The organism is Nostoc parmelioides FACHB-3921 (assembly GCF_014696625.1).
Classification (GTDB): domain Bacteria; phylum Cyanobacteriota; class Cyanobacteriia; order Cyanobacteriales; family Nostocaceae; genus Trichormus; species Trichormus parmelioides.
Window position 1 is genome coordinate 1 of record NZ_JACJQL010000106.1, and the last position, 13,922, is coordinate 13,922.

Below are 13,922 nucleotides of genomic sequence, written 5' to 3' on the forward strand. Positions count from 1 at the left end.
TTTGGCTGCGCTTGCTGTGGCTAACCTATCCAAATGCTTGCTCCTGCTTGTTTTGCATCAAGGCTACATTCTACCTCTATTGGTAAATTCTTTCCTAGAAATCACCTAATGCAACTCGATTTGCATTATTATATGCTTTAAAATCTACTGGCTTACCAATAGAAACTGGTTCTGGCGGACTAACTAAATTCAATAGAACTCAACAGGCATTAAATAAATCCCACTGGCTGGACGCTTGTTGCGTTGGTGCATCAACACCAATACTTAAAATCAAAGGTATCAAACCATTATTAATTACCGCTAATGGTCATGGTACAAGACAATCATGTCGTACCGATAAATATGGGTTACCTGTTCGCCATTGCTCTAGAACTAAATTCCATTTTGGATTTCAGACTGGAGATATTGTTAAAGCCGTTGTTACTAAAGGTAAAAAAGTTGGTACTTATGTTGGTAGAATTGCTACTCGTGCCACAGGTAGTTTTAATATATCAACTGCAAAAGGACTAATCCAAGGTATCTCTCATAAATACTGTAAAACTATTCATAAAAAGGATGGTTACGCTTATGGCATATAGGGTATTTGTGAATTGCACGGGCTGCCCATTCACTGTTTTTGCTAACACAAAAATGGGTTCATGGGACGTTTCTCAATTCACCTCCCATTCCTTTCACCGCTTTCCTTGCCAGGATAAGCGGTGAAAGGAATGGGAGGTTTTGATGATTTTTTCAACCATTCCAATGCTTCGTTATAAAATTTAAACTGGCGTTCACTGGCGCGAAACTCTTTAGTATGAACCATTCTTCTTCCCTGAACCCAGTGCGTACCATGATATTTATGTAACAATTCGTGATATAAGATAAATTCAACTACAAACTCAGGTATTTTAGTATCATCAAGAGTCAAGCTGATCACTACCCTATCTCTAGCTGACTCATAATGTCCTAATTTACGGTAAGTATTAATTCGACTCCATGCTAGACGTGGTTTAGCAAGACTGGCAGAAAAATATTCATAATTGACTTTATCAAATAACTCATCAAGATTATAAGACTTACCTTGTGGATTTTCCGCCATTACATCAGCAATTAAATCAAGCTCTATTGAAGAAGGCAGAAGGCAGAGGGCAGAGGGCAGAAGGATCAAGTCAGAAGGGGATTCAAACCCCTCCTGACTTGGAGCCACTGAACTCTTGTTCAGTGGGGGTCTTAAACCCTTACTCCATGCACGGTCGTGGCAGAGGGTGTTGTATCAGAATTCCCTTCTGCCTTCTGCCTCCTGCCCTCTGCCTTTCTTGATAAAACATTAGTGTATTCTTCTGTACTAGCAAATGAGCGAATAAGTTGGGTATTATTTTTACTCTTACCAAGAAGAGTAGATTCTACTAACGCTTGCAATACTTCATTTGGTGCATTTATAAAGCCTTCACTAATCATGATACTAGCTGCACTAGTAGACATTTTACTTTTATATAGCCCGGATAAATTAGTTAGTGCAATCGTTAATTGCCGTGGTTCTTGATCATGTATACTCAAAATATGTTTAGCGGTTTCTAACAGATAACCAGTATTTTTCAGATGCAGTTGTAGATAATGTTTATCTGTCAAAAACTTTATCCACGAGTATATTTTACGAGAGTGATAAGTCAGAGATGCTGGCGTTGCTTTTTGTTGAGCAAATATTTTTTCAATTACTAGTGCTTTTGTGATTAGAGTTTGATGTAGTGGTTGTATTTGTTTTAAACCAAAATTAGAATCTGATGCTAAATATAAAATCTCTTGTAGTATTGCATTTTGTTGTATTTTGATGTTTTTAAGAGAAATACATTCAATATTCATTTTTAGGTTAATTATCAGCGTATGTCTAGTAATAACAGTTATATTTTACATCTTTTCATCAAACAGAGGCAGGGTTTAGCCATGAAGGAAGTTGAAGAAATCAACTTGAAAATCGGTCATGGTATTGAAGAAGATGTCAATGCTAATCCCATTAGTCCCAGACAAGTCTTAATTGTTAAGTATGAAGATATTGTAGACTTCGGAATTCCACCAGGAAAATTCCGAGAAAATATTGTTGTTTCAGAGATAAAATCTAATGATTTCATTCCTGGTTCTGTAATAAGTTTTGATAGTGGGGCCGCTATTCGCTTAACTTTTTATTGTGAACCGTGTAAACGTATAGCGCATTTAGTTGATACTTTAAAAAGTCTCCACGCTAAAAGAGGAATTTTAGGTGTAGTTATTAATTCAGGCTTTATTCGTGTGGGAAATGATTTTCAAATTCAAACTGGTAAATTTCCAGCCTTATCTGAAAATCCTTATGAACGCTTTCTTGAATTTATCGTAAAAATACCCGCAGGTAAAGTAGTTACATACAAACATATACTTGAAGCAATTGGAGTAGATAAAAGCTATATTAGAGCTATCCCTACATATCTTAAAAAGGCATCAGACGATAATTATCCAATACATAGAATATTAGATTCTCAAGGCTATTTGACAAAATATTCTCCTAATCAAAAGAATAAGTTATACCAATTCAAAATTCAAAATTCAAAATTCAAAATTAAGAATCAAGAGAGGACAAGCATTTGGGGTTGTACATCTGTCACATTCTTTTTTCAAATTGGTATTAGAATCAGAAGGTATTATTATAAATAATTTATATTCATCTAATAGTTTCATTAAATACTTTGTAGATTATAGTAAATATTTATATCAAGATGAGAAATATTATCTAATTTAAAAGGCGTTGTTGCGTAAATAGACAAAATGGTAAATTTTACCTATCGCCTATGTTCGCTCGCCGCAAGCGCCCAGAGATGAAGACGAAAGCACAGTATAAAGTTAAGAATTGGAAAGCCTATGATGCTTCCCTAAAGTGCTGAATCCTTATTCAAACTTCTCCATTCAGGAGCTTCGTCATTAGAAAACGCTCGTGTTTTTGATAGCCAACTCGATGATAAAGGCGTTGGGCTTTTGGGTTTTCAAAATCTACCTCTAGATGAAGGGCTTGAACTCCTAAACTATGGCAAATTTTCTCTGCAAACATCAAAGTCTGCGTACCAATACCTTGTCCTCGATGCTTTGGACGAAGATAAAATTCATCTATAAAAGCATCTCGACCTCGGTATTCAAGGCTGTAACCTAGCGTCAAAACAATATAGCCAATGACCTCATTGTCTTGCTTAATCAACCATATTTGTCCAAAAAAGTCATTGCTCAAAAACTGTACAAGTACATGGCGATCGCTAGTTTTGTCAAATGGTAACTTTTCAGTTTCATGAAACTCTTCAACTAGTTCCAAAACAAGATTTAGATCGCAAAATGCGGCTTTTTGATAGTTAATATTCATAATATACCTTTAGATTTCTAGAATCAAAATATCAAGCTACACCATTCAATCTTGCTATTTTTTGTCTTTAAAATAAAGCGATGTACAACAGTATTTCTTTCACTAACTGACACACAGAGAAAATATCGGTTTCAAGAAGTGAGATACTGCCCAATCGATGGCTGTTGACGACGCAGAGCAGTCATTGCTTTTTGCTGGATTTGGCGCACTCGCTCTCGGCTAAGATTTAGCTTTTCGCTAATTTGGGCTAAACTTTGCTCTTGATTATCCAACAAACCAAAGCGTAAAATTAATACTTCGCGTTGCATCGGTTTGAGTGATGCTAACAAATCACTTAGGTCTTGGCGCAACATTTCGTGAGTAGTATTTTCATTCGGTGATACGCACTTGTAACACTTTCGCTAAAAGTATCCGTTGCTACTCACGCCCCGATTCCTAATTTACCGACTTAGTGCAGTGAGAGACTGCTCGTAAAGCATTTTCAGTGCTATCAGCATTCCACATTTCCGTGCTGAGATACCGTTCTCCGGCACTGGGTTGAATGATCACAATCCGTTGATTGTGGTATTGAGATCGCTGTCCAATGTATAGTCCCGCGTAGACAGCTGCGCCCGTTGAAATACCACTAAGAATGCCCTCAACTTGCGCCAATTGCCGTCCCGTCTCGTAAGCCTGCGCTTCGGTAACGGTCACAATTTCATCAATCAAATCCACCCGCAAGACATCAGGAATAAAGCCTGCACCAATACCTTGTAGATCATGTTCACCCGCAAGCTTACCACTCAGCACAGCACTGTTGGCAGGTTCGACCGCAACGATCCAGAGGTGGGGATTTTGTTGCTTTAAATAGCATCCAGCACCTGTGAGCGTTCCGCCTGTACCCACGCCCACAACGAGTGCGACCATTTGTCCATCTGTGTCCTGCCAGATTTCTGGACCAGTAGTCTCGTAATGGATTTTGGGATTGGCAGGATTGCTGAACTGGTGGGGTGAAAAGGCATAGGGAAGAGTCGTGAGTAATTGATTAGCATAGGCGATCGCCCCTTGCATATCGGCTGCGGCAGGAGTTAAAATCACCTCTGCTCCGTATGCTTGCACAATCTGTTGCCGTTCTCGGCTCATGTTCTCCGGCATCGTCAGAATCAGACGATAGCCCTTAGCTGCACACACCATCGCCAGCCCAATGCCTGTATTGCCAGAGGTTGCTTCCACAATTGTAGAAATTCCGGGTTTAATCAAACCTGCCTGTTCTGCCTCTAGCATCATGCTGACTGCAATTCGGTCTTTCACCGATTTTGCCGGATTCATCCCCTCTAATTTGAGGACAATTTCAGCAACACAGCCAACTTGCTGAGGCAGCCGTTGCAGCTTAACAAGGGGAGTTTCACCAATAACTTCAGTAATGTTGGCATAAATATTCATAAAACAAAAAGATACCTTAAATTATTAGCCAGAAACTCGTCACTGTTAGTCCAGCGATTAACAGTAAGTGGGGAAGATTGCTAATCAAGGGGCGTTTGGTAATTCGTAACAGGGGATATATACTGAAAATCAGAGCGGATAGGAGCGTTACCCCCTGAAGGAAAGCTGCAACATCGCTACTCCAGGTGAGTGTCGGTAAGTTATCTCCACTAAAACCCAAGGTTCGCGCCAAGACAGGCAAAATTTGACCTGCTTCAGTGACAGCAGCCGGAATGTAGTGTGCTAGGTTTGCTGCCAGGGTAAAGGGCAGATAGGCGTAGATGACGGTGAGATAGGTTGGTTGCTGTGGATCGAGGAGGCGGGCGATCGCATGAGTTAGATACGTCAATACTGCGGGAATACTGAGGAGGACGAGGGCAATCGGCGTACTGGTCAGTAAATGGTCAGCATCTAGGGGAACATCGTGGAGTCCTAAGCATCCTAAAATCCGTTGGGCATGGTGCATAAACACCCCACCAAACATCAGCAGCAACAAGGCGACTTCTGCCCAAAAGCCCCGATGATTCTCCAGCAAGTCTGATGTGGGAAAACGCAGGTTTAACTGAACCGAGCGATGGGGACAAGCTTTCAGGCAGGTCATACACAACATACAGTCCCGGTTGTCCTGCAACTGAGCTGGGTGGGAATAGAGGGGACAGCCACCTGTTGCCTGTCCTTCAGTGGGCAGTGCATCGGCAAAGGTGACGGGAGTTGCACCACTGCCTTTGTAACAACCAAAGGTACTGCACTGGCTGCCACAAACCTGTTGAGTTGATCGCAATTCAATCATCGCCAGCTTGGCAAACATCCCATTCATGCCGCCAATCGGACAGAGATAGCGACACCACAGCCGCCGCTCATAAATCAGGCTAAAAATTACCGCTCCAGCTGTAATCGCCAGGAGCAACCAGGCAGAGAGCGCAGCATGATGGGGCAAATCCCAGAGCTTTTCCCAGAGATAAATTGCCACAAAGCCGCCAAACAAGATCCAGGCTCCCCACCGATTCAGCCATTTGGTATTCCAAGTCAGTTGCTGGCGAGGAAATAGCAAAAGAGAGAAACGACGAATCCACTCCGCCGTGATCATGAAGGGACAGACGGCACACCAGATGCGACCTACAAAGACAAATAAAAACAGATAACCAGGCCACCACCACGCCCAAAATAGATTGAGCGTTACACTGCTATCTCGCCCTTGAGGGCCGATGAAACCTGCGATCGTCACTGGCACAAAAAACGCCATCATCACAATCCAGATGCCCTCTGGATACCAGCGACTCAGCAACACTCGCCGCAGCCAAGGCACATGGGTGAGGAGATCCAGACGGAAGGCGTTTTTGGCAGATTGTACCGACCATAGGGCTTGTTCTGAAATCACCCCTTGCCCTGGTGGTGTCATGATCACCGCCCGATGCAGAATTTCTGCCAGTTCTGTGAAGTTACCGGGGTAGTCATAGCTGATCAGACGACGCAGTTCCGACTGATCAAGTTTCAGCAATGGACGATTTTGTTCCTGACAAAACTGAGTTAAGAAGTAATGGGCAAAATCTGGAATATCTGCTTTGCGCTGGGGCAAGGTAAAGAGTTTGATGGGAATTATGTCTACATCTGGTAGGTCTAGTTTGTCAGGAGAGGCAAGAATTAAGCGTACCCAAGACTGGATGGGTTTGTTAGCCTCGGTTTTCAGGGTGCTGGGTTCGCTCACGCCATGATTAGGAAGAATCACACCTGTTTTAAAGTAGTGGATGAAGCGGGTATGATTCTCCAAAGGAGAGGCTTCCCAACACCCTCAATCAGCACCTGGACATTATTAAGCAGTAGCGTTCCTCGCTCCATTAGTTCAAGGATGCCCGGTTCTTTGCCGACTCTGCCAAACAAAAAGTCGGTATTGAACCTGCCTTCTTCTGATCTGGGCAACTTGGCGCAATCTAGTTCAGCAAAGGGTTGATCAGCGAGTCCAGAACGGGCATGGATCAGCCCTGCCAGAAAGGTTTTTCCGGTTCCTGGTTGCCCTTGAAAGACGACGGGTTTCACAGTGGCAGAGGCTCGATCAATTTGTTCCACTAGCTTTTGAGTGGCTTTGCTGTTGCCGATGATCGTTTCCCCGTTTGGAACTGCCTGAATGTAGGACTGTAAGCCTTGAATGCGGCGTTGTTCTTGAGCAATGCGAACACTGAAGGCGTTTAAGTCTTGCGCTAAAAGGCCATTGAACAGATGTTCAATTTCAGCATACTGCCCCATCAACTGCCGCAACTGAGCCTGGGGCAGAAACCAGATTTCGCTCGCAGTCAGGGCGATCGCCTGAGTTTGATGTCTGCCGTTTTCTGGTTTTGCCATCAGCGACACATAGCCAAATAGCTCTCCGGCACTACGATGGCGAATCAGAGATTTACCAATCGAGGAGAGTCGATAAATCTCCACCGCGCCCCACTTTAGCAGATATAGCCCGATTGCCGGTTGATTAGTTTGATAGATCAGCGTTCCTGGTTCGACCTTGAGCAGGTGCAGTGATCGCCCAATGTCTTGCAGTGCTATATCTGACAATTGTCCCCAAAGCCGATGAAACCTCAACCAATTGCAGCACTCTTCAGATGCAGATGTATCTGCAAGGGGCAACTCGTCCAGCCCTGTGCCTAAAGGCGGACATTTTACGGATAATGTAGAGGGCGAACTGAGTGTAGAAACCATAGTTTCACTTTATGCCAAAATATCCGACTTGTAACCGTTCTAAATTATTCTTAAAGTGAGGAAAGCTGGAGGTGGCGATCACTACTCCTTTTTTGTATTCTCTAATTCAGTTTAGTTAACTGCCAGATTCTCTTTTTCGTTTTTCTCAAAGTAAGTATGGGCAAAATTTGCTAGAGGAGAGTCTGGCTTCTGTTCAATTCCCAAAGTCTGAAATTGTTCAAGATATTGCGCCTCTGTCCAGCCTTCTTGTTCTGCCAATACCAATAAGGTAAATATGCCAGCCCGTAATCCAGAGGCACAGCGAGTATAAATCGGTTGAGGGGATACTTTCACCGCCTTTTTAAAGGCTTCTAGTGTTTCGATGGTCAAGTTTTTGGGTGAAACGGGAACACTGACATATTCCAAAGTTTGTTCTTTCACCATTGACGCATCAAGCTGATTTCCTTCAGATGCAGGACACAAATCAATAATAGTCTTGTAGCCTTTTTGAGCAATTTCTTGCAAGGCTTCAGACTCAGCAATAGAGCCAATGGCTAAATTATTGGTAACGGTTTTAAACATTAATATTTCCTTACAGGTGTTGGTGAGAAAGCGATTCTCCGAAGGAGAGGCTACGCCAACGCCTAATTATTTTGTAGTCAAAGGGATTGTTTCCTGATTGCACCCACATTCACCCTTATGGTCATGGGCATGATCATGTTCTTCTGGCATAGTGACCACCAGGGAACCTGCAAGATATGCCGTTACGGCTGTATCCGGGTCAGTTTCAGAGGTAATGACGGGCTGAATCCCCTTAGATTCCAGACGACGTGCTAACCCACGTCCCATACTGCCGCTAATCAGGACTTGCACTGTGTCTAGTGGATGAGAGTCTTTCGGGGAACTCTCATGAAAACTCTGGTCTTTGGTGAGTTGTAACACCTGCTTGTTTTGAATGGTGGTGTCGTCCATGTCGTAGATCCAAAATTTCTGGCAGCGTCCGAGGTGGGCAGTCACATTGGTCTGGTTTTGGCTAGAAACAGCAATTTTCATGAGCTTTCTGATTGGTTGAGTTTGAGAAGGTTGATTGACGATTTGGAATTGTTAGACCCACCAAGGCTTTTCCCCAGTCCGTGGATCGGTTTCTGTCCAGGGTGAGATCAAAATGCTATTGTCGATGACGGCAACATGGAAGATTTTGAGAGGGAGAGGAGCCGGCCCCCTTACTACAGTTCCATCTGGCGCATAGCGAGAACCGTGACAGGGGCATTGGAACTGTTGATCGTTCGGATTCCAGGGAAAAGTACAGCCTAAATGGGTACAGTTATCAAGTATTCCAATGCTGTCTAGGGTGTGATCTTCCTTAACGATTAAGTAAGTGGGTTCACCGCCCAGACCTGCAACCAGCGCACGACTTCCTGGCACCTCTGCCAAAATTTGTGCGGCTGGGATTGGGTTCCCCAACACATCTTTAGCAATAATGGCTCCTCCTGCCCCTGTTTTTTCTACTGGAGCAATAAAAAATTTGCCAGCAGGATAGAGCGCAGCACCCGCAGTAGCAGCAACAGTTGCTCCGGTAATAAAGTTGAGGAGTTGTCGTCTTGATAGGGATGGACTTTCGAGAGGAAGACTAGTGTCCATTATGGATCTCCTTAAGTGTTGATGAGTGAATCCCTTTAAAGTTGCTCATTGGTCTGGCTGGTCTGAATTCCCAGGAGGCGATAAAGACCGCAAAAGCCGACCAGAGCCGTAACCATCAATACACCACCCGCAACAACTAGCCCGATGCCTAAAGCAGAGCCACTGTAATGAAACAGTCCTAGATAAAACAACGCCGAAGCCAAAAGTAAGCGGATCAGGCGATCGATTGAACCCACATTCGTTTTCATGGCTGAAATCTCCAATATTGAGCGGATTGCAAAAACCGGCGTTGCACGGCTACAAGAAGCAACTCTCAAGGTGATCGCAATTTTTTGTAACTTTACGTTCATAATATAACTAATTAGTTATATAATAGTAAAGTGGCTTTAGGAGGATGTTTTAACACTCCCGGTTTGCCTATTCTAACTATATTAGACATCTCCGAAAATGATGAAAGCCTCTATTTTACTAGCTTATAACATATAAATGCACTCATGAAAAATTAGTGAGATGTACGATAAAATCGGAATTGGAGATGTTGATTATTGATAAATCAGCAAAAATATTGAGTAATGTGCGTTGATTTTAGTTTGGTGGTATCACCGATATTTGTGTTGGTAATATTAGCGTTCCAATGCGGAATCTTACTAGTCCACAAATGGCCAAAATTACTGGCTCATACTTGTGAGGATTTAACCTAAATCGTTCTTGGACAACTCGAAATATTTTGACTGATCTAATGCGATGTTCCACAAATATTCGTTTAGCTGAAAATGCTTTGTTTTGTGCTTTTTGTTCAGGTGTTAATTGGCGATTTTTAGGTTTTTTAATGGGAGTTGTAATTAAATCTTCTCCGATGTAAGCTTTATCTCCCTTGAATCTTTGTTTAGGGTCAAATTTATCACGATATTCCCGAAATAAAGTTATATCACTTTTAGGTCCCGGTTCTCCCGCCACAACATCAACAATGTCTTTACCTTCTGGCAAGATAATCATTTGACTTTTAAATGTATGATTAGTTTTCTTGGCTGAATAATATTTTTCTTGTTCTTCATTATCTCCAGGGCGCTCCCTCACTTGTTCATAGCTATCTACTATTAATTCATATTCGCTCAGAACTTCTTTGACTATTTCATAGTCAGAAGCGTTTTTTTTTACTTGTTCAAGTAAGCTAGATGGCAGCAACTCTCTCAAGTTAGACAACCAATATTTAAACGTATCGTTGGCAGTAGACTCACTTACTCCAAACTGGATACCTAGCAATTGAAATGTTGTCATATGCCTGAGATAGACCAAGGTTAAGATTATTTGTTCTTTCACGGATAATTTAGGTTTTCTACCTCCTCCTCTCGCAATAAGTCTGACTTTCTTTGCTTCGACGATCGCTTGTTTTTCATGATGTAGCCGTTCCCCATTTTCGATTAGTTGTTGTAACTGTTCATATTCTAGACCTATTAACCTCTGTGTTTCTTTTGGATTTTCTTCAATGTAGTTCAGTATCTCACTCATTTTTTTGACACAAAAAAATTATTATGATGTTCTTTTACCACAAAATATACTATTTTGGAGATGTCTATTAAGTTAGGAAAAAGCTGAACGATTTAATCGAGCTTCAATACCTTCGGCAAAAGGATGAATGGCAAAAACCTTTTTACTGTCAAGGTTTTCAGCTAAAACAAATATCAGTTTTATCTGTTAGGCTAAGACTCCAGAGTCCTTATTTATTAAGGTTTTCAACGTAAAAATACTGTGCGGGAATACCGGAATAGTTTTTAAGTTATCTGGAATTTATAAAAGCTATTTCACTCATACGAAAAAATCTTGTTTCTATAAACTTTGATACTACGTCATCACTCAGAAATTGGGCGAAAAAATTGTTATGAGTGACCTATTTTATTACGTTTTACATCGAAGTTAATCAATTCGTTCAATTCATACAAGAAATAAACTAGCAGGTTGTTAGGCTAATAGCAGTCACCAAAAATATTGAAGGAAAAACTACAGAGGGCTATTGAAATGAGTACCCAAGATGATGCCCAAGATTCTATCCCGCAATATGACGCGCACATCATTCCGGCTGAATCTGCCGCACGTCAGCATCGAGAAGGTAAGGACTTTGGTCATACCTCTCATGAAGAAGCTGACGGCACATCAAACCAAGCAACAGCAGGCTACACGGTAGATAAAGAAGGCTTGCTCAATAACTACGCGATCGAGCCAGAAATGTACGTCAATGTTCCTGGCGATATGCAAGAGCAAGCAGCACAGGAAAAAGCAGAATATGCCCACCAGTTGCAGGAATTGTCTGAGGATGAGGACGGTAAACTGACCACAGAACATGATTGGCGGCACAAAGGTCCTGGCTTGATTTAGCGCACGCAAAAAATTCAACCAGGATAGGTATCTGATGTTTATACCTCGCGGTTTTGGTGAATGCTCGATAACAACTAAACTAGGCAGAATGGTTTATTACACGGCTCAAGGAGAACCGTGGGATGAATGTAGATCAAAAGAAACATTAGTCTTTCTGCACGGCTTTGGTGGGGGTTCCTCTGCTTACGAATGGTCAAAAGTTTATCCAGCTTTTGCCGCAGAGTATCAAATCTTGGCACCCGATTTGATTGGCTGGGGGCGATCGGATCATCCTGCCCGCAGCTATACAGCCTAAGATTACGCGGGATTTACGCCTCAGCTAGAGCAACCTGCGGTGACGATCAGGCTTATTCGCCAAATATTGCCCTTACTGGAGTAGAGGTTTAACTAGCCTGAGGTCACAATAGATCCCGAACTAGACCTGACATGACGTATTCCATTCAATTCAGGAGCAAGAACCGATGCGCAAGTTATCTCAGAATGTTCTGAGCCTTGTACTGATGATCAGTGTCAGTCTGCTGCTGCTCAGTTGGAGTCCAGCGTTGGCGCAGCCTCCCCTTTGGGGAATCGCCTCAGCCACTCCAGTCATTCCTCATGCTAACGAGTTGGCACAGGCTGTCCAAGAGATTGAATCTCTGGATGCCATGCGTACTGGGCTGGCTTCTTCCCTGGAAGGGAGTACCGAAGCTCCAACAATGCAAACCATGAAAGAAGTCTGCCGTCCGGTCGGAATGCGAGCTATCCAACTCAGCCAAGAAAATGGCTGGCAGGTCAAACAGATTGCTAAGAAATATCGCAATCCAGACCACGCCCCAGGCAACTTGCACGACCAAATTGCGTTGGCAAAATTCAACCAAGATCCAGATCTGATTGGTTTTTGGGATCGAGAAACCCTGGATAAGCAGACAGGAACACGCTACTACCGCCGCATTAATGTGGAAGCCAGTTGCCTTGCCTGTCATGGTTTGAAAGATCGTCGCCCGCAGTTTGTTAAAGATGGCTACCCTCAAGATTTAGCGTATAACTTCCAGGTTGGCGACTTGCGCGGTATGTATGCCGTTTTCATTCCCGATGATATCCAAAAAGCAATTCAAAAAGCTGTCAATTAATGATGATCTCAATTAAGTCAAAGAGTAGTGCCAATGAAAACTGTTTTACGTTTTATCGGATCAACATTCATACTCGGAATGCTAGTTTGGGCGCTAACGATTAATCTGGTGATCGCTCCAGTTCAGGCTGCCATTCGCCAGTTAGAAGAAGCTCCAGGGCAGACGGTCTACCAGTCTCGCCAAACGCTCAAGGATCAACAGGGCAATAGTTGGCAAGCGATCGCCTTCAAACGGACTCATCCCGATCGCACAGCCACTCTTTACTTGCGTCTAGTCGGGTTTCCAGGAACCGCAAACCTCGATCACTCGCAGCCAATAACGCTCACCGACTCGATGGGCAAAACCTTCACTGCCGCAGATGTATCCCACGATATGTTTATGGATCAAACCCAGATGGAACCTGATGCAGGACAGTATGATTTACAGCCGATCTTGATGCAGTTAGAATCGGCGATCCCATTGCGGCTCATCCTTCCAAGCCTCGACCAATCAGAGATTATCCTGAATGTTTCTCCTAATGTTGTTGAAGAATGGCGATCGCTGACTGTTCAAAAGTAATCTTTCTGCAACTAGATAGCTATAAAGCAATAAATCGATTTTAAGATATACAAATACTTTGGAGATAAGCATCATGAGTTCAGAAACCTTAGCGGCGCTCAAGCCCTATCTCAGCTTTTTTCACCCCATTACTATGTGGATCTTGCTGGTTGTTGCGCTCTATGCCATGTATCTGGGTGTGCAAGTCCGACGGACGAGGCTGGCAGATGGAGATATCAAAAAAGAATTGGTAAAGGGTCGGTTCGCCATCCGACATCACCAAATTGGCTCTATCCTCTTGGCGCTGATGGTAATGGGTGCGATCGGGGGAATCACTGTTACATACCTCAATAATGGCAAGATTGTGATTGGCCCTCATCTGTTTGCAGGCTTAGGGATGGTGGGATTGATTTCTACTTCTGCGGCGTTGGTTCCCTTTATGCAAAAGCATGACTGGGTTCGCAGCATCCACATTTCGCTGAATCTTATTCTGCTGGGATTGTTTGGTTGGCAAGCTGTGACAGGGGTGCAAATTGTGCAAAAGATTGTGAGCCAAATAATGAATAATGGTGCAGCGTGAGAAAGTTCTATTGGATACCGATATAAATCTTTATCAATCTGCGATGGCGTAACTGCCCACCGGAGACGAGGCGATCGCCCTTAGTTAAAACAGAATGGCACTAAGAAAAGCTCTAAGCTATGCAGAATAAGGGCTACAGCTTTTAATGCCAGAGAGCGGAGAACGGCATGAGCCAGGCGCTCGCCAATGGAGAGATGAG

At 43.1% G+C, this 13,922-nt stretch carries 16 protein-coding genes and 3 pseudogenes; 7 read left to right on the plus strand and 12 right to left on the minus strand.

What is annotated here, in order from left to right; genetic code table 11:
* Positions 1-107 precede the first annotated feature (107 nt).
* Positions 108-578: pseudogene (locus H6G14_RS33845) on the plus strand (RNA-guided endonuclease IscB); the annotation flags it as partial.
* Between the two features lie 77 nt (positions 579-655).
* On the opposite strand, the gene H6G14_RS30890 reads toward H6G14_RS33845, so the two are convergent.
* Both H6G14_RS30890 and H6G14_RS30895 read right to left on the minus strand, forming a co-directional pair.
* Positions 656-1,186, minus strand: coding sequence for a SprT-like domain-containing protein (locus H6G14_RS30890; RefSeq protein WP_242054188.1), 531 nt, complete (start codon positions 1,184-1,186; stop codon positions 656-658).
* A 23-nt stretch (positions 1,187-1,209) separates the two neighbouring features.
* Positions 1,210-1,839 carry a hypothetical protein gene (locus H6G14_RS30895; RefSeq protein ID WP_242054191.1) on the minus strand — a complete coding sequence of 210 codons (630 nt, stop codon included), beginning with the start codon at positions 1,837-1,839 and terminating at the stop codon, positions 1,210-1,212.
* 81 nt (positions 1,840-1,920) lie between these two features.
* On the opposite strand from H6G14_RS30895, the gene H6G14_RS30900 reads away from it, so the two are divergent.
* Positions 1,921-2,661, plus strand: coding sequence for an MGMT family protein (locus H6G14_RS30900; protein ID WP_190572538.1), 741 nt, complete (start codon positions 1,921-1,923; stop codon positions 2,659-2,661).
* 235 nt (positions 2,662-2,896) lie between these two features.
* Here the strand turns inward: H6G14_RS30900 and H6G14_RS30905 are convergent, their stop codons facing one another.
* The 10 genes and pseudogenes from H6G14_RS30905 to H6G14_RS30950 all read right to left on the minus strand — a co-directional run bounded on the left by H6G14_RS30905 (position 2,897) and on the right by H6G14_RS30950 (position 10,633).
* Complete coding sequence (locus H6G14_RS30905) at positions 2,897-3,355, minus strand: GNAT family N-acetyltransferase (RefSeq protein ID WP_011316351.1); 459 nt, start codon at positions 3,353-3,355, stop codon at positions 2,897-2,899.
* Between the two features lie 131 nt (positions 3,356-3,486).
* A pseudogene (locus H6G14_RS30910) lies at positions 3,487-3,723 on the minus strand (sigma factor-like helix-turn-helix DNA-binding protein); the annotation flags it as partial.
* A 67-nt stretch (positions 3,724-3,790) separates the two neighbouring features.
* Positions 3,791-4,777: a cysteine synthase A gene (cysK, locus tag H6G14_RS30915; RefSeq protein WP_190572541.1), complete on the minus strand. Its 987-nt coding sequence runs from the start codon at positions 4,775-4,777 to the stop codon at positions 3,791-3,793.
* Positions 4,778-4,793: 16 nt separating this feature from the next.
* Positions 4,794-6,584 (minus strand): AAA-type ATPase lid domain-containing protein, encoded by a 1,791-nt coding sequence (locus H6G14_RS30920; protein WP_190572543.1) that lies wholly within the window; start codon positions 6,582-6,584, stop codon positions 4,794-4,796.
* Entirely contained in the window at positions 6,539-7,504 is a 966-nt protein-coding gene (locus H6G14_RS30925; protein ID WP_190572545.1) for a cyclic nucleotide-binding domain-containing protein, read from the minus strand. Before H6G14_RS30925 ends, H6G14_RS30920 begins: the two co-directional genes overlap by 46 nt.
* Positions 7,505-7,615: 111 nt before the next feature.
* Positions 7,616-8,065, minus strand: a complete 450-nt coding sequence (locus tag H6G14_RS30930) for a protein tyrosine phosphatase family protein (RefSeq protein WP_190572547.1) — start codon at positions 8,063-8,065, stop codon at positions 7,616-7,618.
* 66 nt (positions 8,066-8,131) lie between these two features.
* Positions 8,132-8,500 (minus strand): NifB/NifX family molybdenum-iron cluster-binding protein, encoded by a 369-nt coding sequence (locus tag H6G14_RS30935; RefSeq protein WP_199326344.1) that lies wholly within the window; start codon positions 8,498-8,500, stop codon positions 8,132-8,134.
* 87 nt (positions 8,501-8,587) lie between these two features.
* Positions 8,588-9,124: a cytochrome b6-f complex iron-sulfur subunit gene (petC, locus tag H6G14_RS30940; protein WP_190572551.1), complete on the minus strand. Its 537-nt coding sequence runs from the start codon at positions 9,122-9,124 to the stop codon at positions 8,588-8,590.
* 35 nt (positions 9,125-9,159) lie between these two features.
* Positions 9,160-9,474: a YgaP family membrane protein gene (locus H6G14_RS30945; RefSeq protein WP_242054193.1), complete on the minus strand. Its 315-nt coding sequence runs from the start codon at positions 9,472-9,474 to the stop codon at positions 9,160-9,162.
* Positions 9,475-9,709: 235 nt separating this feature from the next.
* Entirely contained in the window at positions 9,710-10,633 is a 924-nt protein-coding gene (locus H6G14_RS30950) for a transposase family protein (RefSeq protein ID WP_190572554.1), read from the minus strand.
* A gap of 507 nt (positions 10,634-11,140) precedes the next feature.
* On the opposite strand from H6G14_RS30950, the gene H6G14_RS30955 reads away from it, so the two are divergent.
* The 5 genes and pseudogenes from H6G14_RS30955 (at position 11,141) to H6G14_RS30975 (ending at position 13,723) form a co-directional block, all read left to right on the plus strand.
* Positions 11,141-11,497, plus strand: coding sequence for a hypothetical protein (locus H6G14_RS30955; protein ID WP_190572556.1), 357 nt, complete (start codon positions 11,141-11,143; stop codon positions 11,495-11,497).
* Positions 11,498-11,531: 34 nt separating this feature from the next.
* A pseudogene (locus tag H6G14_RS30960) lies at positions 11,532-11,783 on the plus strand (alpha/beta fold hydrolase); the annotation flags it as partial.
* A 175-nt stretch (positions 11,784-11,958) separates the two neighbouring features.
* On the plus strand, positions 11,959-12,606 hold the full coding sequence (locus H6G14_RS30965; protein ID WP_190572560.1) for a Tll0287-like domain-containing protein: 648 nt from the start codon (positions 11,959-11,961) through the stop codon (positions 12,604-12,606).
* A 33-nt stretch (positions 12,607-12,639) separates the two neighbouring features.
* Entirely contained in the window at positions 12,640-13,164 is a 525-nt protein-coding gene (locus H6G14_RS30970) for a DUF3122 domain-containing protein (protein WP_190572562.1), read from the plus strand.
* Positions 13,165-13,237: 73 nt separating this feature from the next.
* Positions 13,238-13,723 (plus strand): DUF4079 domain-containing protein, encoded by a 486-nt coding sequence (locus H6G14_RS30975; RefSeq protein WP_190572564.1) that lies wholly within the window; start codon positions 13,238-13,240, stop codon positions 13,721-13,723.
* Positions 13,724-13,922 lie beyond the last annotated feature (199 nt).

Excerpts from the sequence above, each read along its gene's own strand:
- H6G14_RS30965 (WP_190572560.1), top strand. The coding sequence starts at position 11,959 with ATGCGCAAGTTATCTCAGAATGTTCTGAGCCTTGTACTGATGATCAGT.
- cysK (WP_190572541.1), bottom strand. The coding sequence starts at position 4,777 with ATGAATATTTATGCCAACATTACTGAAGTTATTGGTGAAACTCCCCTT.
- H6G14_RS30900 (WP_190572538.1), top strand. The coding sequence starts at position 1,921 with ATGAAGGAAGTTGAAGAAATCAACTTGAAAATCGGTCATGGTATTGAA.
- H6G14_RS30925 (WP_190572545.1), bottom strand. The coding sequence starts at position 7,504 with ATGGTTTCTACACTCAGTTCGCCCTCTACATTATCCGTAAAATGTCCG.
- H6G14_RS30950 (WP_190572554.1), bottom strand. The coding sequence starts at position 10,633 with ATGAGTGAGATACTGAACTACATTGAAGAAAATCCAAAAGAAACACAG.
- petC (WP_190572551.1), bottom strand. The coding sequence starts at position 9,124 with ATGGACACTAGTCTTCCTCTCGAAAGTCCATCCCTATCAAGACGACAA.
- H6G14_RS30955 (WP_190572556.1), top strand. The coding sequence starts at position 11,141 with ATGAGTACCCAAGATGATGCCCAAGATTCTATCCCGCAATATGACGCG.
- H6G14_RS30895 (WP_242054191.1), bottom strand. The coding sequence starts at position 1,839 with ATGAATATTGAATGTATTTCTCTTAAAAACATCAAAATACAACAAAAT.
- H6G14_RS30930 (WP_190572547.1), bottom strand. The coding sequence starts at position 8,065 with ATGTTTAAAACCGTTACCAATAATTTAGCCATTGGCTCTATTGCTGAG.
- H6G14_RS30970 (WP_190572562.1), top strand. The coding sequence starts at position 12,640 with ATGAAAACTGTTTTACGTTTTATCGGATCAACATTCATACTCGGAATG.
- H6G14_RS30905 (WP_011316351.1), bottom strand. The coding sequence starts at position 3,355 with ATGAATATTAACTATCAAAAAGCCGCATTTTGCGATCTAAATCTTGTT.
- H6G14_RS30945 (WP_242054193.1), bottom strand. The coding sequence starts at position 9,474 with ATGAACGTAAAGTTACAAAAAATTGCGATCACCTTGAGAGTTGCTTCT.
- H6G14_RS30975 (WP_190572564.1), top strand. The coding sequence starts at position 13,238 with ATGAGTTCAGAAACCTTAGCGGCGCTCAAGCCCTATCTCAGCTTTTTT.